This window comes from Enterobacter cloacae complex sp. ECL352 (assembly GCF_020149545.1).
GTDB classification, from domain to species: domain Bacteria; phylum Pseudomonadota; class Gammaproteobacteria; order Enterobacterales; family Enterobacteriaceae; genus Enterobacter; species Enterobacter asburiae_B.
The window spans coordinates 696,086-717,142 of sequence record NZ_CP083709.1 but is presented as its reverse complement, the minus strand read 5'-3'; the positions used below and the strand labels follow the sequence as shown (position 1 = coordinate 717,142).

General features: G+C 56.3%; 18 protein-coding genes. All 18 read left to right on the top strand.

Features of this window, described 5'->3' with window-relative positions; translation table 11 throughout:
- Nucleotides 1–2: 2 nt before the first annotated feature.
- Complete coding sequence (gene wzc / locus LBF07_RS03405; protein WP_048980161.1) at nt 3–2,165, top strand: tyrosine-protein kinase Wzc; 2,163 nt, start codon at nt 3–5, stop codon at nt 2,163–2,165.
- A gap of 151 nt (nt 2,166–2,316) precedes the next feature.
- Nucleotides 2,317–3,159 (top strand): colanic acid biosynthesis glycosyltransferase WcaA, encoded by an 843-nt coding sequence (gene wcaA / locus LBF07_RS03400; protein WP_023312403.1) that lies wholly within the window; start codon nt 2,317–2,319, stop codon nt 3,157–3,159.
- Nucleotides 3,159–3,650 (top strand): colanic acid biosynthesis acetyltransferase WcaB, encoded by a 492-nt coding sequence (wcaB, locus tag LBF07_RS03395; RefSeq protein ID WP_023312402.1) that lies wholly within the window; start codon nt 3,159–3,161, stop codon nt 3,648–3,650. The genes wcaA and wcaB overlap by 1 nt, the downstream gene beginning before the upstream one ends.
- Nucleotides 3,647–4,864 carry a colanic acid biosynthesis glycosyltransferase WcaC gene (wcaC, locus tag LBF07_RS03390; RefSeq protein ID WP_206461965.1) on the top strand — a complete coding sequence of 406 codons (1,218 nt, stop codon included), beginning with the start codon at nt 3,647–3,649 and terminating at the stop codon, nt 4,862–4,864. The genes wcaB and wcaC overlap by 4 nt, the downstream gene beginning before the upstream one ends.
- Entirely contained in the window at nt 4,839–6,059 is a 1,221-nt protein-coding gene (gene wcaD, locus LBF07_RS03385) for a colanic acid polymerase WcaD (RefSeq protein ID WP_094934044.1), read from the top strand. The genes wcaC and wcaD overlap by 26 nt, the downstream gene beginning before the upstream one ends.
- A gap of 16 nt (nt 6,060–6,075) precedes the next feature.
- Nucleotides 6,076–6,822, top strand: a complete 747-nt coding sequence (gene wcaE, locus LBF07_RS03380; RefSeq protein WP_094934043.1) for a colanic acid biosynthesis glycosyltransferase WcaE — start codon at nt 6,076–6,078, stop codon at nt 6,820–6,822.
- A 15-nt stretch (nt 6,823–6,837) separates the two neighbouring features.
- Nucleotides 6,838–7,386: a colanic acid biosynthesis acetyltransferase WcaF gene (gene wcaF, locus LBF07_RS03375; protein WP_094934042.1), complete on the top strand. Its 549-nt coding sequence runs from the start codon at nt 6,838–6,840 to the stop codon at nt 7,384–7,386.
- 24 nt (nt 7,387–7,410) lie between these two features.
- Complete coding sequence (gene gmd, locus LBF07_RS03370; protein WP_094934041.1) at nt 7,411–8,532, top strand: GDP-mannose 4,6-dehydratase; 1,122 nt, start codon at nt 7,411–7,413, stop codon at nt 8,530–8,532.
- Nucleotides 8,533–8,534: 2 nt separating this feature from the next.
- Entirely contained in the window at nt 8,535–9,500 is a 966-nt protein-coding gene (locus LBF07_RS03365; RefSeq protein ID WP_094934040.1) for a GDP-L-fucose synthase, read from the top strand.
- A 2-nt stretch (nt 9,501–9,502) separates the two neighbouring features.
- A complete protein-coding gene (locus LBF07_RS03360) occupies nt 9,503–9,982 on the top strand; it encodes a GDP-mannose mannosyl hydrolase (RefSeq protein WP_029742031.1) in 480 nt (159 codons plus the stop codon).
- Nucleotides 9,979–11,202, top strand: coding sequence for a colanic acid biosynthesis fucosyltransferase WcaI (gene wcaI / locus LBF07_RS03355; protein ID WP_047647341.1), 1,224 nt, complete (start codon nt 9,979–9,981; stop codon nt 11,200–11,202). Before LBF07_RS03360 ends, wcaI begins: the two co-directional genes overlap by 4 nt.
- 3 nt (nt 11,203–11,205) lie before the next feature.
- A complete protein-coding gene (cpsB, locus tag LBF07_RS03350; protein WP_094934039.1) occupies nt 11,206–12,642 on the top strand; it encodes a mannose-1-phosphate guanyltransferase in 1,437 nt (478 codons plus the stop codon).
- A gap of 111 nt (nt 12,643–12,753) precedes the next feature.
- The gene (gene cpsG, locus LBF07_RS03345; RefSeq protein WP_029742028.1) at nt 12,754–14,124 is read left to right on the top strand and encodes a colanic acid biosynthesis phosphomannomutase CpsG; all 1,371 of its coding nucleotides are present in this window, start codon (nt 12,754–12,756) and stop codon (nt 14,122–14,124) included.
- Nucleotides 14,125–14,169: 45 nt separating this feature from the next.
- A complete protein-coding gene (gene wcaJ / locus LBF07_RS03340; protein WP_033145973.1) occupies nt 14,170–15,564 on the top strand; it encodes an undecaprenyl-phosphate glucose phosphotransferase in 1,395 nt (464 codons plus the stop codon).
- 1 nt (nt 15,565) lies between these two features.
- Nucleotides 15,566–17,044, top strand: a complete 1,479-nt coding sequence (gene wzxC, locus LBF07_RS03335; RefSeq protein WP_094934038.1) for a colanic acid undecaprenyl disphosphate flippase WzxC — start codon at nt 15,566–15,568, stop codon at nt 17,042–17,044.
- A gap of 17 nt (nt 17,045–17,061) precedes the next feature.
- A complete protein-coding gene (gene wcaK / locus LBF07_RS03330) occupies nt 17,062–18,342 on the top strand; it encodes a colanic acid biosynthesis pyruvyl transferase WcaK (protein WP_094934037.1) in 1,281 nt (426 codons plus the stop codon).
- Entirely contained in the window at nt 18,339–19,559 is a 1,221-nt protein-coding gene (gene wcaL, locus LBF07_RS03325) for a colanic acid biosynthesis glycosyltransferase WcaL (RefSeq protein WP_094934036.1), read from the top strand. Before wcaK ends, wcaL begins: the two co-directional genes overlap by 4 nt.
- Before the next feature lie 12 nt (nt 19,560–19,571).
- Entirely contained in the window at nt 19,572–20,969 is a 1,398-nt protein-coding gene (wcaM, locus tag LBF07_RS03320; RefSeq protein WP_094934035.1) for a colanic acid biosynthesis protein WcaM, read from the top strand.
- Nucleotides 20,970–21,057: the final 88 nt, after the last annotated feature.

Sequence of the window (21,057 nt, the reverse complement as noted above, 5' to 3'; positions counted from 1 at the left end):
CAATGACAGAAAAAACAAGACCTTCTGCCGCCCCGACTTCGGGCAGTGATGAAATTGATATTGGGCGCCTGGTCGGCACTGTTGTAGAGGCAAAGTGGTGGGTGCTTGGCATTACCGCCGTGTTCGCCGCGGCGGCCGTCGTCTATACGCTGTTCGCCACCCCTATCTACAGCGCCGATGCGCTGGTGCAGATCGAGCAGAATACCGGCAACTCGCTGGTGCAGGACATTGGTTCCGCGCTGGCGAACAAGCCGCCGGCATCCGACGCCGAAATTCAGCTCATCCAGTCACGCCTGGTGCTGGGTAAAACGGTTCACGACCTCGGGCTCGATATCTCCGTCACCAAGAATACCTTCCCAGTCTTTGGTGCCGGATGGGATCGTCTGATGGGGCGCAACAACGACACGGTGAAAGTCACTGACTTCGTGCTGCCGAAAGGGGCTGCCGATCAGACGTTTACCCTGACGGTGCTTGGACCGAAACAGTACCAGCTAACCAGCGACGCAGGCTTTAGCGCCCGCGGCGAAGTGGGGCAAATGCTGACCAAAGACGGCGTCAGCATGATGGTCAGCGCGATTAACGCTCAGGAGGGCGGCGAATTTACCGTCACCAAATTCTCCACCCTGGGGATGATCAACAATCTGCAAAACAACCTGACCGTCACCGAAAACGGTAAGGACACCGGCGTGCTGAGCATGACCTTTACCGGTGAAGATAAGGATCAAATCCGCGACATCCTGAACAGCATTACCCGCAACTATCTTGAGCAGAACGTTGAGCGTAAGTCGGCGGAAGCGGCGAAAAGCCTGGCCTTCCTCGCGAAACAGCTCCCGGAAGTGCGCGCCCATCTGGATGATGCCGAGAACAAGCTGAACGCCTATCGTCAGGATAAAGACTCCGTTGACCTGCCGCTGGAGGCGAAATCGGTCCTCGATTCGATGGTCAACATTGATGCGCAGCTGAACGAGCTGACCTTCAAAGAGGCGGAGATTTCCAAGCTTTATACCAAACGTCACCCGGCCTACCGCACGCTTCTGGAGAAACGCCGTACCCTGGAAGAAGAGAAGGCGAAGCTCAATGACCGCGTGACCGCGATGCCGAAAACGCAGCAGGAGATCGTGCGTCTGACCCGCGACGTGGAGTCCGGACAGCAGGTTTACATGCAGCTGCTGAACAAGCAGCAGGAGCTGAAAATCACCGAAGCCAGTACCGTCGGTGACGTGCGCATCGTCGACCCGGCCATTACCCAGCCTGGCGTGCTGAAGCCGAAGAAAGCGCTGATTATTCTCGGCAGCATTATTCTCGGCCTGATGCTCTCCATCGTGGGTGTGCTGCTGCGTTCGCTGTTCAACCGCGGTATCGAAAGCCCGCAGGTGCTGGAAGAGAGCGGTATCAACGTCTATGCCAGCATTCCGCTGTCTGAGTGGCAAAAATCCCGTGATAGCGTCAAAACCATCAAGGGCGTCAAGCGTTATAAACAGAGCCAGCTTCTGGCGGTGGGTAACCCGACCGACCTCGCCATCGAAGCGATCCGTAGCCTGCGTACCAGTCTGCACTTCGCCATGATGCAGGCCAAGAACAACGTCCTGATGTTAACCGGCGTCAGCCCGTCGATCGGTAAAACTTTCGTCTGCGCCAACCTGGCGGCGGTGGTCAGCCAGACCAACAAGCGCGTGCTGCTGATCGACTGCGATATGCGTAAGGGCTACACCCACGAACTGCTGGGCACCAACAACGTGAACGGTCTGTCGGAAATCCTGCTCGGCAAAGGGGAAATCAGCCAGAGCGCGAAACCCACAACGGTGCCGAAATTTGACCTGATCCCGCGGGGTCAGGTGCCGCCTAACCCGTCCGAGCTGCTGATGAGCGAACGCTTTACCGAGCTGGTGGAGTGGGCGAGCAAAAATTACGACCTGGTGCTGATCGATACGCCGCCAATTCTGGCCGTGACCGACGCAGCCGTTGTTGGCCGCCACGCTGGCACCACGCTGATGGTGGCGCGTTACGCGGTGAACACCCTGAAAGAGGTGGAAACCAGCCTGAGCCGCTTCGAGCAGAACGGCATTGAGGTGAAAGGGGTGATCCTGAACTCCATCTTCCGCCGCGCGACCGGGTACCAGGATTACGGCTATTACGAGTACGAATATAAATCTGACAGTAAATAACTAAACACACCCCATTCCCCTCACCCTAACCCTCTCCCCAAAGGGGAGAGGGGACTGTTCGGTGCGGGATTTGGGGGACGAACGTAATGATAACCACTGGCTGCCTTTCACCCTCTCCCTTTTGGGGAGAGGGCCGGGGTGAGGGGAAAAGATGACCACACAACGCCCTTTAGTTTCAATCTATATGCCGACATGGAATCGTCAGCAGCTGGCGATCCGCGCAATCAAATCCGTCCTGCGACAGGATTACGATAACTGGGAGCTGATCATCGTTGATGACTGCTCTTCCTCGTATGAACAGCTGCAAAAGTTTGTGACTGACCTCAACGACCCGCGGGTGGTCTATACGCATAACGCCATTAACTCCGGCGCATGTGCGGTGCGTAATCAGGCGATTATGCAGGCCAAAGGGCAGTATCTGACCGGGATCGACGACGATGACGAATGGACGCCGAACCGCCTGTCTATCTTCCTGTCGCATAAAGAACAGCTGGTCACGCACGCTTTCCTGTATGCCAACGACTATGTCTGCCAGGGCGAGGTTTACTCGCAGCCCGCGAGTCTGCCGCTGTATCCGAAATCACCGTACTCTCGCCGCCTGTTCTACAAGCGCAACATTATTGGTAACCAGGTCTTCACCTGGGCGTGGCGTTTCAAAGAGTGCCTGTTCGATACCGAACTCAAGGCAGCGCAGGATTACGATATCTTCCTGCGCATGGTGGTGGAATACGGCGAGCCGTGGAAAGTGGAAGAGGCCACGCAGATCCTGCATATCAACCACGGGGAGATGCAAATCACCTCCTCGCCGAAGAAGTTCTCGGGCTACTTCCATTTTTACCGCAAGCACAAGGACAAGTTTGACCGTGCCAGCCGTAAATATCAGCTCTTTACCCTCTATCAGATCCGCAATAAGCGCATGAACTGGCGCACGCTGCTGACGCTGCTGTCCGTGCGTAACGGCAAGCGCCTGGCTGACGGGCTTCGGGGGAAATAATGTTTCTGGAAGATTGCCGCGCTAACAGCTGGAGCCTGCGTCCGTGCTGCATGGTTCTGGCGTACCGCATCGCGCACTTTTGCTCGGTGTGGCGTAAGAAAAACGTGCTGAACAATATCTGGGCGGCGCCCGTGCTGGTGCTGTACCGCATCATTACCGAATGCTTTTTTGGCTATGAAATTCAGGCCGCTGCCACCATTGGCCGCCGCTTTACCATCCATCACGGCTATGCGGTGGTGATCAACAAGTTCGTGGTCGCCGGGGATGATTTCACCATTCGTCATGCGGTCACCATTGGCAACCGTGGGCCTGACAGCCTGGCCTGCCCGGTCATCGGCAATAACGTCGAGCTGGGGGCGAACGTGGTGATCATCGGTGACATTACGATTGGTAATAACGTCACGATTGGTGCTGGCAGCGTGGTGCTGGACAGCATTCCGGATAACGCGCTGGTGGTGGGAGAAAAAGCCCGCGTGAAGGTGATTAAATGAACATTCTGCAATTTAACGTACGCCTCGCAGAAGGCGGAGCGGCAGGCGTGGCCCTGGATCTGCACCAGCGCGCGCTGCAAAAAGGACTTCAGTCTCGTTTTATTTACGGCTACGGCAAAGGCGGAAAGAAAAGCGTCAGCCACGATAACTTCCCGCAGGTGCACAAGCACACGCCGCGCCTGACCTCGATTGCCAACATTGCGCTGTTCCGCCTGTTTAACCGCGATCTGTTTGGCAACCTGAACACGCTTTACCGTACGGTTACCCGCACCACGGGCCCGGTTGTGCTGCATTTTCACGTGCTGCACAGCTACTGGCTGAATCTGGAAGAGGTGGTGGCGTTTTGCCAGAAGGTGCAGGCCCACAAGCCCGATACCCGCTTTGTCTGGACGCTGCACGATCACTGGAGCGTGACGGGCCGCTGCGCGTTTACCGACGGCTGCGAAGGCTGGAAAGATAACTGCCAGAAGTGCCCGACGTTAAGCAACTACCCGCCGGTGAAGGTGGATCGCGCGCATCAGCTGGTCGCCGGAAAGCGTCAGCTGTTCCGCGAGATGCTCTCGCTCGGCTGTACGTTTATCTCCCCGAGCCAGCACGTGGCCGACGCCTTCAACAACCTGTACGGGGCAGGGCGCTGTCAGATCATCAACAACGGCATCGACGTGGCGACGGAAGCCATTCTTGCCGAGCTGACCCCGGTGGCGGAAACCGCGGGCAAACCGAAAATCGCTATCGTTGCGCATGACCTGCGTTACGACGGTAAAACCAACCAGCAGCTGGTGCGCGACATGATGGCGCTGGGTGACAAGATAGAGCTTCACACCTTCGGCAAGTTTTCACCGTTCGAAGGGGCCAACGTGGTGAACCACGGGTTTGAGACCGACAAGCGCAAGCTGATGAGCGCGCTGAATGAAATGGACGCGCTCGTGTTCAGCTCCCGAGTGGATAACTACCCGCTGATCCTCTGCGAAGCGCTCTCAATCGGCGTGCCGGTGATTGCCACCCACAGCGATGCGGCGCGTGAAGTGCTGGAAAAGTCCGGCGGGAAAACCTTCACGGAGCAGGAGGTCCTGCCCCTGGTGCAGCTGCCGAAGGCGCAGATTGCTGAGATCGTTTTTGGCACTGACCTGGAATCGTTCCGCAACCGCAGCCGCAAGGCCTACAGTGGACAACAGATGCTGGAGGAGTATGTCTCGTTCTATCAGAATCTGTAGTTATCTGCTGCTGCCGCTGATCTACCTGCTGGTCAACGTCAAAATTGCCCAGCTCGGCGAAAGCTTCCCGATAACCATCGTGACCTTCTTGCCCGTTCTGCTTCTGCTGTATGTCGATAAAATTAACCTGAAGAAGCTGATGATTGCCTTAGGGCTGGGCACGGGCCTGACGCTGTTTAACTACATCTTTGGCCAGTCGCTGGATGCCAGTAAATACGTCACGTCGACCATGCTGTTTGTTTATATTGTTATTATTATCGGAATGGTCTGGAGTATTCGGTTTAAAACTATTTCTCCGCACAATTATCGGAAAATCCTTAGGTTCTTTTATATTGCCGTTGCGTTAATTGTTATGCTTGCCGCACTGGAGATGGCGCAAATTATTCTGACCGGTGGCAGCAGCCTGATGGAGATAATTTCGAAATATCTCATTTACAGTAACAGCTATGTATTGAACTTCATCAAGTTTGGCGGGAAGCGTACTACGGCCCTCTATTTTGAACCGGCGTTTTTCGCTCTGGCGTTAATCTCAATTTGGCTCAGCATCAAACAGTTTGGTATCAAAACGCCTAAGACCGATGCTATGATTCTTGCAGGAATTGTTCTGTCTGGATCGTTCTCAGGGGTAATGACATTTATCCTGTTTTACCTGCTGGAGTGGGCGTTCCAGTACCTGAACAAAGATGCGATTAAGAAAAAACTGCCGCTGGCGATTATCTCCCTGACGGTATTTATGGTAGGCGTGATATTTGCCTTCCCGTACATCTCAGAACGTCTGGGAGATTTGGGAACGGAAGGGTCTTCGTCCTATTATCGCATCATTGGGCCACTGGTGATGGTGGGTTATTCCTTAACCCATATCGATGGGGTAGTAAGATTCGGCTCACTTTACGAATATGTTGCATCATTCGGAATCTTTAACGGTGCGGATGTCGGTAAAACCATAGACAATGGTCTGTATCTGTTAATTATTTATTTTTCGTGGTTCGCCGTACTGTTGACCCTGTGGTATCTGTTTAAAGTTTTTAAAATGATGGTTAACGCGTTTGGTGATAACCAGAACTTTCGCGTTCAGCTTTATCTGTTTACTCCGGTGTCGCTGTTTTTTACCGGGTCAATATTTAGCCCGGAATATGCTTTCTTGATTGTCTGTCCGTTTATTCTGCGCAAGGCGCTTAATATTACGAACGTATGACGAAATGAGGTGATTTATGTTTCTTAGCGTCATTACTGTCGCTTTTCGTAATTACGAAGGGGTGGTAAAAACCTGGCGCTCGCTGCGCAACCTGGCGCGCGATCCAAGCCTCACCTTTGAGTGGATTGTGGTCGACGGCGGCTCGAACGATGGCACGGCGGAGTTTCTGGAAAAACTCAACGGTGAGTTCAACTTACGCTACATCAGCGAGAAAGATAAAGGCATCTACGATGCGATGAATAAAGGCATCAACATGGCGCAAGGCCGCTATGCCATCTTCCTGAACTCGGGCGATATTTTCCATGAAGACGTGGCGCTGTTTGCCCGCCAGCTGGCTCGGCAGAAAGAAGATGCCATGTATATTGGCGATGCGCTGCTCGATTTTGGCGAAGGACATAAAGTGTGCCGCAGCGCGAAGCCAGGCTGGTATATCTATCACAGCTTGCCGGCCAGCCATCAGGCCATTTTCTTCCCGGTAAAAGGTCTGAAAAAACAGCCTTACGATTTGCAGTATAAAGTGTCTTCAGATTATGCACTGGCGGCCAGCCTGTATAAGTCAGGTTACCCGTTCCGCCGAATTAAAGGCCTGGTATCTGAATTCTCAATGGGCGGCGTGTCAACCTCGAATAATCTGGAATTGTGCCAGGATGCCAAAAACGTACAGCGTAAAATATTACGCGTGCCGGGGTTCTGGGCGGAATTGTCTTATTTATTACGCCTGCGTACTACAGGCAAAACGAAAACCTTATATAACAAAGCCTGAATATAAGGAAACGCAATGCAGGATTTAAAAGGTTTCTCCGTGCCCAAAGGCTTTCGGGGCGGGAACGGTATTAAGGTACAGCTGTGGTGGGCCGTTCAGGCAACATTATTTGCCTGGTCGCCGCAAATAATGTACCGCTGGCGAGCTTTTTTATTGCGCCTGTTTGGCGCAAAAATCGGAAAAAACGTAGTCATCCGACCTTCTGTGAAAATTACCTATCCGTGGAAATTAACGCTGGGGGATTACGCATGGGTTGGGGATGACGCGGTGTTATATACCCTGGGCGATATTACGATTGGCGCAAATTCGGTGGTTTCACAGAAATGTTATTTGTGCACCGGCAGCCACGACTTTATGAGTCAGCATTTTGATATTACCGCTTCGCCTGTTGTGATTGGTGAAAAATGCTGGCTGGCAACGGATGTTTTTGTTGCACCGGGTGTTTCTGTTGGCGATGGCACGGTAGTCGGTGCCCGCAGCAGCGTTTTTAAATCGCTACCGGCAAATAAAGTTTGCCGTGGCAACCCCGCAGTGGTGATACGCGAACGCGTTGAAACTGATTAAATTCATAAGTAGAGGAATATAAACATGTCTAAAGTCGCTCTCATCACCGGCGTTACCGGGCAGGATGGTTCTTACCTGGCAGAGTTCCTGCTGGAAAAAGGGTATGAAGTACACGGTATTAAACGTCGTGCGTCTTCTTTCAACACCGAACGTGTGGATCATATCTATCAGGATCCTCATGCGGCGAACCCGAAATTCCACCTGCACTACGGCGACCTGACCGATACCTCCAACCTGACCCGTATCCTGCAGGAAGTACAGCCGGATGAAGTCTACAACCTGGGCGCGATGAGCCACGTAGCGGTCTCCTTCGAATCCCCGGAATACACCGCCGACGTTGATGCCATGGGTACGCTGCGTCTGCTGGAAGCGATCCGCTTCCTCGCCCTTGAGAAGAAAACTCGCTTCTACCAGGCGTCCACCTCCGAGCTGTACGGCCTGGTGCAGGAAATCCCACAGAAAGAGACCACGCCGTTCTACCCGCGCTCTCCGTATGCGGTAGCAAAACTTTACGCCTACTGGATCACCGTGAACTACCGTGAATCCTACGGCATGTACGCCTGTAACGGCATCCTGTTCAACCACGAATCTCCGCGTCGCGGCGAAACCTTCGTGACCCGCAAAATCACCCGCGCTATCGCCAACATCGCGCAGGGTCTGGAGTCTTGCCTGCACCTCGGCAACATGGATTCCCTGCGTGACTGGGGCCATGCCAAAGACTACGTGAAAATGCAGTGGATGATGCTGCAGCAGGAACAGCCAGAAGACTTCGTGATTGCGACCGGCGTGCAGTACTCCGTACGTCAGTTCGTTGAAATGGCCGCGGCACAGCTGGGCATCAAACTGCGCTTCGAAGGTACCGGCGTGGAAGAGAAAGGTGTCGTTGTTTCCGTGACCGGCCACGATGCACCGGGCGTGAAGCCGGGCGACGTGATTGTGCAGGTTGACCCACGCTACTTCCGTCCTGCTGAAGTGGAAACCCTGCTGGGCGACCCAACCAAAGCGCACGAGAAGCTGGGCTGGAAACCAGAAATCACTCTGCAGGAGATGGTTTCCGAGATGGTAGCCAAAGATCTTGAAGCAGCGAAAAAACACTCCCTGCTCAAGTCTCATGGCTACGAGGTTGCCATCGCGCTGGAGTCCTGAGAATGACAAAACAACGTATTTTTGTCGCCGGTCATCGCGGAATGGTGGGTTCCGCGATTGTTCGCCAGCTCGAACAGCGCGGTGACGTGGAAGTGGTTGTCCGCACGCGCGACGAGCTGAACCTGCTCGACAGCCGCGCGGTACAGGACTTCTTTGCTAGCGAACGCATTGACCAGGTGTATCTGGCGGCGGCGAAGGTGGGCGGTATTGTCGCTAACAACACCTACCCGGCGGATTTCATCTACGAAAACATGATGATCGAGAGCAACATCATTCACGCGGCGCATCTGCACAACGTGAATAAGCTGCTGTTCCTCGGGTCGTCCTGTATTTACCCGAAAATGGCGAAACAGCCGATCGCCGAGAGCGAACTGCTGCAGGGCACGCTGGAAGCGACCAACGAGCCGTACGCGATTGCCAAGATTGCCGGGATCAAGCTGTGCGAGTCCTACAACCGTCAGTACAACCGCGACTATCGTTCGGTGATGCCGACCAACCTGTACGGACCGCACGACAACTTCCACCCGAGCAACTCGCACGTGATCCCGGCGCTGCTGCGCCGTTTCCACGAGGCGACAGCCGAGAACGCGCCGGACGTGGTGGTGTGGGGCAGCGGTACGCCGATGCGCGAATTCCTGCACGTGGACGACATGGCTGCCGCCAGCATTCACGTGATGGAGCTGGATCGCGAAGTGTGGCAGGAGAACACCGAGCCGATGCTGTCGCACATCAACGTCGGTACCGGCGTGGACTGCACCATTCGCGAGCTGGCGCAAACCATCGCGCAGGTGGTGGGCTACAAAGGCCGCGTGGTGTTTGACGCGACGAAACCGGACGGCACGCCGCGCAAGCTGCTGGACGTGACCCGTCTGCATCAGCTGGGCTGGTATCACGAGGTGTCACTGGAGCAGGGGCTGGCCAGTACCTACCAGTGGTTCCTGGAAAACCAGCACCGCTTCCGGGGGTAACGATGTTTTTAAGTCAGGAAGATTTTGCCACGGTAGTGCGTTCCACTCCGCTCATCTCAATTGATTTGATCGTGGAGAACGAACGCGGCGAGTTCTTGCTGGGGAAACGAACCAACCGTCCTGCACAGGGATTCTGGTTCGTGCCCGGCGGGCGCGTGCAGAAGGATGAGACGCTGAGCGATGCGTTTGAGCGTCTCACTCTGGCGGAACTGGGCCTGCAGCTGCCGATGGCAGCGGGCCAGTTTTACGGGGTCTGGCAGCACTTCTATGACGATAACTTTTCAGGCACCGGGTTCACCACGCACTACATCGTGCTGGGATTCCGCCTGAAGGTGAGTGAGGCAGACCTGCGTCTGCCAGATTCTCAGCATGACGACTACCGCTGGCAGACGCCAGAGGCACTGCTTGCCAGCGACAATGTGCATGACAACAGTCGTGCCTATTTCCTGGCTGAACGTCAGGCCGAGGTGCCGGGCATATGAAGATCCTCGTATACGGAATCAACTACTCGCCGGAATTAACCGGCATCGGGAAATACACCGGCGAGATGGTCGAGTGGATGGCGAGCCAGGGACATGACGTGCGGGTCATTACCGCGCCGCCGTACTACCCGGAGTGGAAAGTCGGGGAGCGCTACTCAAGCTGGCGCTACCGTCGCGAAGAGGGCGCAGCGACCGTCTGGCGCTGCCCGCTGTATGTGCCCAAGCAGCCCTCAACGCTGAAGCGGTTACTTCATCTGGGCAGCTTTGCGCTGAGCAGTTTCTTCCCGCTGATGGCGCAGCGTCGCTGGAAGCCGGATCGCATCATCGGCGTGGTGCCGACGCTGTTTTGCACGCCGGGCATGCGCCTGCTGGGCAAACTCTCTGGCGCGCGCACCCTGCTGCACATTCAGGATTATGAAGTTGACGCCATGCTGGGCCTGGGGATGGCAGGCAAAAGTAAAGGCGGCAAGGTGGCGAAGCTCGCCAGCGCGTTTGAGCGCAGCGGCCTGCATAACGTGGATTATGTCTCGACTATCTCGCGCTCGATGATGAACAAGGCGCAGGAGAAGGGCGTCCCGGCAGAGAAGGTGATCTTCTTCCCGAACTGGTCCGAAGTGGCGCGTTTTCGCGATGTGACTGAGCAGGACGCTCAGGCCCTGCGCGCGCAGCTCGGTTTGCCTGAAGATCAAAAAATCATTCTTTACTCAGGCAACATCGGCGAAAAACAGGGGCTGGAGAGCGTGATTGAAGCGGCCCAGCTGCTGAGTGAACATCCGTGGACGTTTGTGATTGTCGGGCAGGGCGGTGGAAAGGCGCGGCTGGAAAAAATGGCCGGGGAACGCGGCCTGACCAACGTGAAATTTTTCCCGCTTCAGTCTTACGAGGCATTGCCTGCGCTGCTGAAGATGGGCGACTGCCATCTGGTGGTGCAAAAACGCGGCGCCGCGGACGCGGTGCTGCCGTCCAAGCTGACCAACATTCTGGCAGTGGGCGGTAACGCGGTGATCACGGCAGAAGCCGAAACAGAATTAGGACAGCTGTGTGACAGCTATCCGGGGATTGCCGTGTGCGTGGAGCCGGAATCGGTCCCGGCGCTGGTAACCGGAATTGAGCAAGCGCTTGCCATGCCAAAAGTGAACACGGTGGCACGTGAATATGCCGAACGCACGCTCGAGAAAGAGAACGTGCTGAGCCAATTTATTGCAGATATACGGGGATAAATCATGAGTCAAACCACTTTGTATCCGGTTGTGATGGCTGGTGGCTCTGGTAGCCGGTTGTGGCCGCTGTCCCGCGTGCTCTATCCAAAACAGTTCCTCTGCCTGAAAGGGGATCTCACTATGCTGCAGACGACGGTAAACCGTCTGCACGGCGTGGAGTGTGAAAGCCCGGTGGTGATTTGTAACGAACAGCACCGCTTTATTGTTGCCGAGCAGCTGCGCCAGCTGAATAAGCTCACCGAAAACATCATCCTGGAGCCTGCCGGGCGCAATACCGCGCCTGCGATCGCCCTGGCGGCGCTGGCGGCAAAACGCAGCAGCCCGGACTGTGACCCGCTGATGCTGGTCCTGGCGGCAGACCATGTTATCCAGCAGGAAGACGCCTTCCGCGACGCGGTGCGTGCGGCGATCCCTTACGCCGAGAGCGGCAAGCTGGTGACCTTCGGCATCGTGCCGGATCTGCCGGAAACCGGCTATGGCTATATTCGTCGCGGCAACGTGACGCCGGGTGAAGGCGACAGCGTGGCGTTTGACGTGGCGCAGTTTGTTGAAAAACCGAATCTGGAAACCGCGCAGGCGTACGTCGCCAGCGGTGAGTATTACTGGAACAGCGGGATGTTCCTGTTCCGCGCCGGACGCTATCTGGAAGAGCTGCGCAAATACCGCCCGGATATTCTGGACGCCTGCGAGAAAGCGATGGCGGTGGTGGACCCGGATCTCGACTTCATCCGCGTGGATGAAGAGGCGTTCCTCGCCTGTCCGGAAGAGTCCATTGACTATGCGGTGATGGAACGCACGGCGGACGCCGTCGTGGTACCGATGGATGCGGGCTGGAGCGATGTAGGCTCCTGGTCCTCCCTGTGGGAGATCAGCGCCCATACCCCGGAGGGTAACGTCCACCACGGCGATGTTATTAGCCACAAAACGGAAAACAGCTACGTCTACGCCGAATCCGGCCTGGTGACCACGGTCGGGGTGAAGGATCTGGTGGTTGTCCAGACCAAGGACGCCGTGCTGATTGCCGACCGTAACGCCGTGCAGGACGTTAAAAAAGTGGTGGAGCAGATCAAGGCCGATGGTCGTCACGAGCACCATATTCACCGCGAAGTCTACCGTCCGTGGGGGAAATATGACTCCATTGACTCCGGTGACCGCTATCAGGTGAAACGCATCACCGTGAAGCCGGGCGAGGGGCTGTCGGTGCAGATGCACCACCACCGCGCCGAGCACTGGGTGGTGGTTGCGGGTACCGCTAAAGTCACTATCGACGGTGAAGTCAAACTGCTGGGCGAAAACGAGTCCATTTATATTCCGCTGGGGGCGACGCACTGTCTGGAGAACCCGGGGAAAATTCCTCTCGACTTAATTGAGGTGCGCTCCGGCTCGTATCTGGAAGAGGACGATATCGTGCGCTTCCAGGACCGCTACGGGCGGGTGTAGCACTCTGCATTATGCCCGGTGGCGCTGCGCTTACCGGGCCTACGAATGACAAAAAAATCAATTTGGCCATTTAGTGGTCAGGGCCGACTGTTGCCTGAAAAAGGGGTCATCATGGAAAAATTAACCTGTTTTAAAGCCTACGATATTCGCGGCAAGCTGGGCGAAGAGCTGAATGAAGACATCGCGTGGCGCATTGGCCGCGCGTACGGCGAATATTTAAAACCGCAGACCATCGTGCTGGGCGGTGACGTGCGTCTGACCAGTGAATCCCTGAAGCTGGCTCTGGCGAAAGGGCTGCAGGATGCGGGCGTGGACGTGCTGGATATCGGCCTTTCCGGGACCGAAGAGATTTATTTCGCCACCTTCCACCTGGGCGTGGACGGCGGTATCGAAGTGACGGCCAGCCATAACCCGATGGACTACAACGGCATGAAGCTGGTGCGCAAGGGCGCCCGTCCTATCAGCGGCGACACCGGTCTGCGCGACGTGCAGCGCCTGGCGGAAGCCAACGACTTCCCGCCGGTGAACGAGGCGAAGCGCGGCAGCTACAAAAAAATCAACCTGCAGAAAGAGTACATCGACCACCTGCTGGGCTACATCAACGTGGCGAACCTCAAGCCGCTGAAGCTGGTGATTAACTCCGGTAACGGCGCGGCCGGCCCGGTGGTGGATGCGCTGGAAGCCCGCTTTAAGGCGCTGAACGTGCCGGTAACCTTCGTCAAGGTGCACAACACCCCGGACGGCAACTTCCCGAACGGTATTCCTAACCCGCTGCTGCCGGAGTGCCGCGACGACACCCGCAACGCGGTGATTGAGCACGGCGCGGACATGGGCATCGCCTTTGACGGTGACTTCGACCGCTGCTTCCTGTTCGACGAGAAAGGGCAGTTCATCGAGGGCTACTACATTGTCGGCCTGCTGGCGGAAGCGTTCCTTGAGAAAAACCCGGGCGCTAAAATCATTCATGACCCGCGCCTTTCCTGGAACACCGTCGATGTGGTGTCAGCGGCGGGCGGCACGCCGGTGATGTCCAAAACCGGCCACGCCTTCATCAAAGAGCGTATGCGCGAAGAAGACGCCATTTACGGCGGCGAGATGAGCGCCCACCACTACTTCCGTGATTTTGCCTACTGCGACAGCGGGATGATCCCGTGGCTGCTGGTGACCGAGCTGCTGTGCCTGAAGGGGCAGACGCTGGGCGAGCTGGTGCGCGACCGTATGGCGGCGTTCCCGGCGAGCGGGGAGATCAACAGCAAGCTGGCGCAGCCGGCCGAGGCCATTGCCCGCGTGGAGCAGCACTTTGCGATCCACGCGCTGGAAATTGACCGTACGGACGGCATCAGCATGGCGTTCCCGCAGTGGCGCTTTAACCTGCGCTCGTCCAACACAGAGCCGGTGGTGCGCCTGAACGTGGAATCCCGTGCTGATACGGCGCTGATGGAAGCCCGAACGAAGGACATTCTGGCGCTGTTGAATCAGTAACAATTGCCCCTCCTGCGGGAGGGGGAACCGAATACAGGAACAACGATGACGAATCTAAAAAAACGCGAACGAGCGAGAACGAATGCATCGTTAATCTCTATGGTGCAGCGTTTTTCTGATATCACCATCATGGTCGGTGGATTGTGGGCGGTGTGTCGGATCGGCGGGCTGCCGTTCTTATATATGCATCTGCTGATGGCACTCATTGCGCTGGTCGTGTTTCAGATGATCGGCGGGATGACCGATTTCTACCGCTCGTGGCGCGGCGTGAAAATGACCACCGAACTGATGCTGCTGCTGCAAAACTGGACCCTGAGCCTGATCTTCAGCGCAGGCCTGGTGGCCTTCAGCCATGATTTTGATAATCGCCTCGTCACCTATCTCTGCTGGTATTTGATCACCAGCGTCGGCATGGTGGTCTGCCGTTCCCTTATCCGCTTCGGCGCGGGCTGGCTGCGTAACCGCGGTTATAACCGTCGCTTCGTTGCGGTAGCGGGCGATCTGCCGGTTGGTAAGGTTCTGCTCGACAGCTTCCGCAAAGAGCCGTGGTTAGGGTTTGAAGTGGTCGGAATTTATCACGACGCGAAGCCGGGCGGCGTGCCGTCGGACTGGGCGGGCAATTACGAACAGCTTATTGAAGACGCGAAAGCCGGTAAAATTCACAACGTCTACATCGCCATGCAGATGAGAGACGAATCCCGAATTAAGCAGCTGATGCGCGAGCTGGCGGACACCACCTGTTCGGTGATCCTGATCCCGGACGTCTTTACCTTTAACATCCTCCATTCTCGCATTGAAGAAGTGAACGGCGTGCCGGTGGTACCGCTGTACGACACCCCGCTGTCGGGCATTAACCGCGTGCTGAAGCGCGCGGAAGATATTGTGCTCTCTTCGCTGATTTTACTGCTCATCTCCCCGGTGCTGTGCTGCATTGCCCTCGCGGTGAAGCTGAGCTCTCCTGGCCCGGTTATCTTCCGCCAGACCCGCTACGGTATGGACGGTAAGCCGATTATGGTGTGGAAATTCCGCTCCATGAAGGTGATGGAAAACGACAAGGTGGTGACCCAGGCAACGCAGAACGATCCGCGCGTCACCCGCGTGGGGAACTTCCTGCGCCGCACCTCGCTGGATGAACTCCCGCAGTTTATCAACGTCTTCACCGGCGGCATGTCGATTGTTGGCCCGCGTCCGCACGCGGTGGCGCATAACGAGCAGTACCGCTCGCTGATTGAAGGCTACATGCTGCGCCATAAGGTGAAGCCGGGCATCACCGGCTGGGCGCAGATCAACGGCTGGCGCGGCGAAACCGACACGCTGGAAAAAATGGAAAAACGTATCGAATTCGATCTGGAGTACATCCGCGAATGGAGTATCTGGTTCGATATCAAGATTGTTTTTCTGACCATCTTCAAAGGTTTCGTGAACAAAGCGGCGTACTAAGATGAGCTTACGTGAAAAAACCATCAGCGGGGCGAAGTGGTCAGCGATGGCGACCATCGTCATCATTGGCCTCGGTCTGGTGCAGATGACCGTGCTGGCGCGCATTATTGATAATCACCAGTTCGGTCTGCTGACCGTCTCGCTGGTGATTATCGCGCTGGCCGATACGCTGTCTGATTTTGGTATTGCCAACTCGATTATCCAGCGCAAAGAGATCAGCCATCTTGAGTTGACCACCCTCTACTGGCTGAACGTGGGGCTGGGGATTTTCGTGTTCGTGCTGGTGTTCCTGCTGAGCGACACTATCGCCAGCGTGCTGCATAACCCGGATCTGGCTCCGCTGATGCGCACGCTGTCGTTTGCTTTCGTGGTGATCCCGCACGGGCAGCAGTTCCGCGCGCTGATGCAGAAAGAGCTGGAGTTCAACAAGATCGGCATGATCGAGACCAGTGCCGTTCTGGCGGGCTTTACCTTCACCGTGGTGAGCGCCCATTTCTGGCCGCTGGCGATGACGGCCATTCTGGGATACCTGGTTAACTCTTCCGTGCGCACGCTGCTGTTCGGCTACTTTGGCCGCAAGATCTACCGTCCGGGGCTGCATTTCTCTCTCGCGTCCGTCTCGTCCAACCTGCGCTTTGGCGCGTGGCTGACGGCGGACAGCATCATCAACTATGTGAATACCAACCTGTCGACGCTGGTGCTGGCGCGTATTCTTGGCGCGAGCGTGGCGGGGGGCTACAACCTGGCCTACAACGTCGCGGTGGTGCCGCCGATGAAGCTGAACCCGATAATCACCCGCGTGCTGTTCCCGGCCTTCGCCAAGATCCAGGACGACACCGAGAAGCTGCGCGTTAACTTCTACAAGCTGCTTTCCGTGGTGGGGATCATTAACTTCCCGGTGCTGCTGGGGCTGATGGTGGTTTCCAGCAACTTCGTGCCGCTGGTGTTTGGCGAGAAGTGGAACGGCATCATCCCGATCCTGCAGCTGCTGTGCGTGGTGGGGCTCCTGCGCTCCGTGGGGAATCCGATTGGTTCCCTGCTGATGGCAAAAGCGCGTGTGGATATCAGCTTTAAGTTCAACGTGTTCAAAACCTTCCTGTTTATTCCGGCGATTATCGTCGGCGGGCATATGGCGGGCGCCATCGGCGTCACGCTGGGCTTCCTGCTGGTGCAGGTAGTCAATACCGTTCTGAGCTACTTCATCATGATCAAGCCGGTGCTGGGCTCCAGCTACCGTCAGTACATCCTGAGCCTGTGGCTGCCGTTCTATCTCTCATTGCCGACCCTGGCGGTGAGCTACGGCCTGGGCATCATCCTCAGCGGCAACCTGCCGCTGGCCGCGCTGCTGGCGGTACAGGTTGCCGCGGGCGCGCTGGCATTCGTCGTGATGATTGTGCTGTCACGCAATGCGCTGGTGGTGGAGATGAAGCGCCAGTTTTGCCGTAACGAAAAAATGAAAACGCTGCTTCGCGCAGGCTAGTTATTTAAGAGGCCATTATGAAATTATTAATTCTTGGCAACCATACCTGCGGCAACCGTGGCGACAGCGCCATCCTGCGCGGTTTACTGGATGCAATTAACACCCTTAAGCCTGAGACCGAAGTGGACGTGATGAGCCGTTATCCGGTCAGCTCATCCTGGTTACTGAACCGCCCGGTGATGGGTGACCCGCTCTACAGCCAGATGAAACAGCATAACAACGCCGCGGGCGTGATGGGCCGCGTGAAGAAAGTGCTGCGCCGTCGCTACCAGCACCAGGTGCTGCTTTCCCGCGTGACCGATACCGGCAAGCTGCGCAACATCGCGATCGCGCAGGGCTTTACCGATTTTGTCCGTCTGCTGTCCGGCTACGACGCCATTATTCAGGTCGGCGGTTCGTTCTTCGTCGATCTCTACGGCGTGCCGCAGTTTGAGCATGCGCTCTGTACCTTTATGGCGAAAAAGCCGCTGTTTATGATTGGCCACAGCGTCGGGCCATTCCAGGATCCGCAGTTTAACCAGCTCGCAAACTACGTCTTCGGCCACTGCGACGCGCTGATCCTGCGCGAGTCGGTCAGCCTCGACATGATGAAGCGCAGCGAAATTGACACCTCAAAAGTTGAGCACGGCGTGGACACCGCGTGGCTGGTGGATCATCAGGACGACAGCTTCCAGCCGAGCTACGCGGTGCAGCACTGGCTCGACGTGGCGGCGAAACAGAAAACTGTCGCCATAACCCTTCGCGAGCTGGCGCCTTTTGATAAGCGTTTAGGTACGACCCAGGAGGCGTATGAGAAAGCCTTCGCCGACGTGGTGAACCGCGTGCTGGACAGCGGGTACCAGGTGCTGGCGCTCTCAACCTGCACCGGCATCGACAGCTACAACAAAGACGACCGCATGGTGGCGCTGAACTTGCGCAGCCTGGTGAACGATCCGTCCCGCTATCACGTTGTGATGGACGAACTGAACGACCTGGAGATGGGCAAGCTGCTCTCCGCCTGCGACCTGACCGTCGGCACGCGCCTGCACTCGGCCATTATCTCAATGAACTTTGGCACGCCGGCCATTGCCATCAACTACGAACACAAATCAGCAGGCATCATGCAGCAGCTTGGCATGCCTGAAATGGCCGTGGATATCCGTCATCTGCTGGATGGTTCGCTGGGTGCGATGGTGGGGGACACCCTGGGTCAACTGCCTGCTATCAATGAACGCCTGTCGGTGGCGGTGAAAGCCGAGCGCGAGAAGGGCATTGGGATGGTTAAATCGGTACTTGACCGCGTACGGGAGGGGAAATGAAGGTTGGTTTCTTCTTACTGAAATTTCCGCTGTCGTCTGAAACGTTTGTCCTGAACCAAATCACCGCGTTTATCGATATGGGATATGACGTGGAGATTATCGCCCTGCAAAAGGGCGATACCAAAAATACCCATGCGGCGTATACCCAGTATGGGCTGGAGGCGAAAACCCGCTGGCTGCAGGATGAGCCGTCCGGGAGGCTGAGCAAGCTGCGCCACCGGGCCAGCCAGACCTTGCGCGGGATCCACCGCGCGTCGACCTGGCGGGCGCTGAATGTTTCCCGCTATGGGTCCGAATCCCGGAATCTGATCCTGTCGGCCATCTGCGGGCAAACCGCGCAGCCGTATCGTGCCGACGTGTTTATCGCCCACTTTGGCCCGGCGGGCGTCACCGCCGCGAAGCTGCGCGAACTGGGCGTGATTGACGGCAAAATTGCGACGATCTTCCACGGCATCGACATCTCCAGCCGCGAAGTGCTTAACCACTACACGCCGGAGTATCAGCAGCTGTTCAGGCGTGGCGACATGATGCTGCCTATCAGCGACCTGTGGGCCGGACGCCTGAAAAACATGGGCTGCCCGGGAGAGAAAATTGCCGTTTCGCGTATGGGCGTGGATTTAACGCGCTTCACACGCCGTCCTGTAAAGGTGCCGGAAAAGCCGCTACAGATCATCTCCGTTGCTCGCCTGACCGAGAAGAAAGGCCTCCATGTGGCCATTGAAGCCTGCCGCCAGCTGAAAGCTCGCGGGGTGGATTTCCACTATCGCATTCTCGGCATTGGGCCGTGGGAGCGTCGTCTGCGCACGCTTATCGAACAGTATCAGCTGGAAGATGTCGTAGAGATGCCGGGCTTCAAGCCGAGCCACGAGGTCAAGGCCATGCTCGACGAGGCGGATGTCTTTCTGCTGCCTTCCGTAACGGGCGCCGATGGCGATATGGAAGGCATTCCGGTGGCGCTGATGGAGGCGATGGCCGTAGGTATTCCGGTGGTATCAACCCTGCACAGTGGGATCCCGGAGTTGATTAAGTCTGACCATTCCGGCTGGCTGGTGCCGGAGAATAACGCGATGGCCCTTGCGGACCGATTAGCAGCCTTCAGCGATATTGACCAGCAGGCGCTGGAGCCCGTGCTCCAGAACGCCCGACAAAAAGTGGAAACCGATTTTAACCAGCAGGTGATTAACCGCCAGTTAGCGAGCCTGCTGCAAACGTTGTAACGCCGAGGATGTATGCTGAAAAAGATTACCCGACGCACCTTTGTTTCTTCTCTGTCCGTTCTGGCGGCCACGCCGCTGCTGTCGTCACGCATTGCGCGGGCGGCAGCCGGAAGAACGGTCTCTGTTAATCAGTACAATAATAACGACTGGATCGCCGCCTTTAAGCAGGCGTTTAATGACGGCGACACCGTCATGGTCCCTGCCGGGCTCACCTGCGAAAACATCAATACGGGCATTTTCATTCCCGACGGTAAAACGCTGCTGATCCGCGGGGCGTTAACCGGCAACGGGCGCGGCCGCTTTGTTCTGCAGGAAGGCAGCAAAGTAATAGGCGAAGGCGCTGGTCGCACGGAGAACATTACGCTCGACGTTCGCGGCTCTGACTGCGTCATCAAAGGGCTGGCCATGAGCGGTTTTGGCCCGGTGGCGCAGATCTACATCGGCGGCAAGAAACCGAGCGTGATGCGCAATTTGCTGATTGATAACATCAGCGTAAGCCAGGCCAACTACGCCATCCTGCGCCAGGGTTTCCACAATCAGGTGGATGGCGCCCGCATCACCAACAGCAAATTTAGCCATCTGCAGGGGGATGCGATCGAGTGGAACGTCGCCATCAACGATCGCAATATCCTGATCTCCGATCATGTCATTGACAACATCAACTGCACCAACGGCAAGATCAACTGGGGCATCGGCATTGGCCTCGCCGGCAGCACCTACGATAACGACTATCCGGAGAAGCAAACCGTCAAGAACTTCGTGGTGGCAAACATCACCGGCAGCAACTGTCGTCAGCTGGTGCACGTTGAAAACGGAAAGCATTTTGTTATCCGTAATATCAAAGCCAAAAATATTACTCCCGACTTCAGTAAAAAGGCGGGAATAGACAACGCCACGGTGGCCATTTATGGCTGTGATAATTTCATTATTGATAATGTCGATATGGTTAACAGCGCCGGAATGTTAATCGGCTATGGGGTGATAAAAGGCGATTATTTGTCCATCCCGCAGAACTTCAAGCTCAACAATATTCATCTCGATAACCGCCAGCTTGCCTATAAATTGCGCGGAATACAGATTTCATCCGGTAACGCCACCTCGTTTGTGGCGATAACCAACGTGGAAATGCAGCGGGCGACGCTTGAGCTGCACAACAAGCCGCAGCATCTTTTTTTACGCAATATCAATGTGATGCAAGAAGCCGCTGTGGGGCCCGCCCTGAAGATCAACTTCGACCTGCGCAAGGATGTGCGGGGTAAATTCATGGCGAAAGACGAGACGTTGCTGTCGCTGGCGAACATAAAAGCTGTGAATGAGAAGGGGCAAAGCTCGGTCGATATTGACCGGGTCGACCAGCAGGTGGTGAATGTGGAAAGGCTTAACTTTGCGCTTCCTTCCTTCAGAAAGTAAGTCGTGAGGTCACTTCTCATTGAGTGCGCGGTAATCCCTAAAATTTGTTACTGAACTCAGCGATTTTAGGGTTTATAATCCGTGCCAT

Bases quoted from the DNA above. Each gene is read 5' to 3' on its own strand.
- wzc (WP_048980161.1), top strand. From the start codon at position 3: ATGACAGAAAAAACAAGACCTTCTGCCGCCCCGACTTCGGGCAGTGAT.
- wcaA (WP_023312403.1), top strand. From the start codon at position 2,317: ATGACCACACAACGCCCTTTAGTTTCAATCTATATGCCGACATGGAAT.
- wcaB (WP_023312402.1), top strand. From the start codon at position 3,159: ATGTTTCTGGAAGATTGCCGCGCTAACAGCTGGAGCCTGCGTCCGTGC.
- wcaC (WP_206461965.1), top strand. From the start codon at position 3,647: ATGAACATTCTGCAATTTAACGTACGCCTCGCAGAAGGCGGAGCGGCA.
- wcaD (WP_094934044.1), top strand. From the start codon at position 4,839: ATGTCTCGTTCTATCAGAATCTGTAGTTATCTGCTGCTGCCGCTGATC.
- wcaE (WP_094934043.1), top strand. From the start codon at position 6,076: ATGTTTCTTAGCGTCATTACTGTCGCTTTTCGTAATTACGAAGGGGTG.
- wcaF (WP_094934042.1), top strand. From the start codon at position 6,838: ATGCAGGATTTAAAAGGTTTCTCCGTGCCCAAAGGCTTTCGGGGCGGG.
- gmd (WP_094934041.1), top strand. From the start codon at position 7,411: ATGTCTAAAGTCGCTCTCATCACCGGCGTTACCGGGCAGGATGGTTCT.
- LBF07_RS03365 (WP_094934040.1), top strand. From the start codon at position 8,535: ATGACAAAACAACGTATTTTTGTCGCCGGTCATCGCGGAATGGTGGGT.
- LBF07_RS03360 (WP_029742031.1), top strand. From the start codon at position 9,503: ATGTTTTTAAGTCAGGAAGATTTTGCCACGGTAGTGCGTTCCACTCCG.
- wcaI (WP_047647341.1), top strand. From the start codon at position 9,979: ATGAAGATCCTCGTATACGGAATCAACTACTCGCCGGAATTAACCGGC.
- cpsB (WP_094934039.1), top strand. From the start codon at position 11,206: ATGAGTCAAACCACTTTGTATCCGGTTGTGATGGCTGGTGGCTCTGGT.
- cpsG (WP_029742028.1), top strand. From the start codon at position 12,754: ATGGAAAAATTAACCTGTTTTAAAGCCTACGATATTCGCGGCAAGCTG.
- wcaJ (WP_033145973.1), top strand. From the start codon at position 14,170: ATGACGAATCTAAAAAAACGCGAACGAGCGAGAACGAATGCATCGTTA.
- wzxC (WP_094934038.1), top strand. From the start codon at position 15,566: ATGAGCTTACGTGAAAAAACCATCAGCGGGGCGAAGTGGTCAGCGATG.
- wcaK (WP_094934037.1), top strand. From the start codon at position 17,062: ATGAAATTATTAATTCTTGGCAACCATACCTGCGGCAACCGTGGCGAC.
- wcaL (WP_094934036.1), top strand. From the start codon at position 18,339: ATGAAGGTTGGTTTCTTCTTACTGAAATTTCCGCTGTCGTCTGAAACG.
- wcaM (WP_094934035.1), top strand. From the start codon at position 19,572: ATGCTGAAAAAGATTACCCGACGCACCTTTGTTTCTTCTCTGTCCGTT.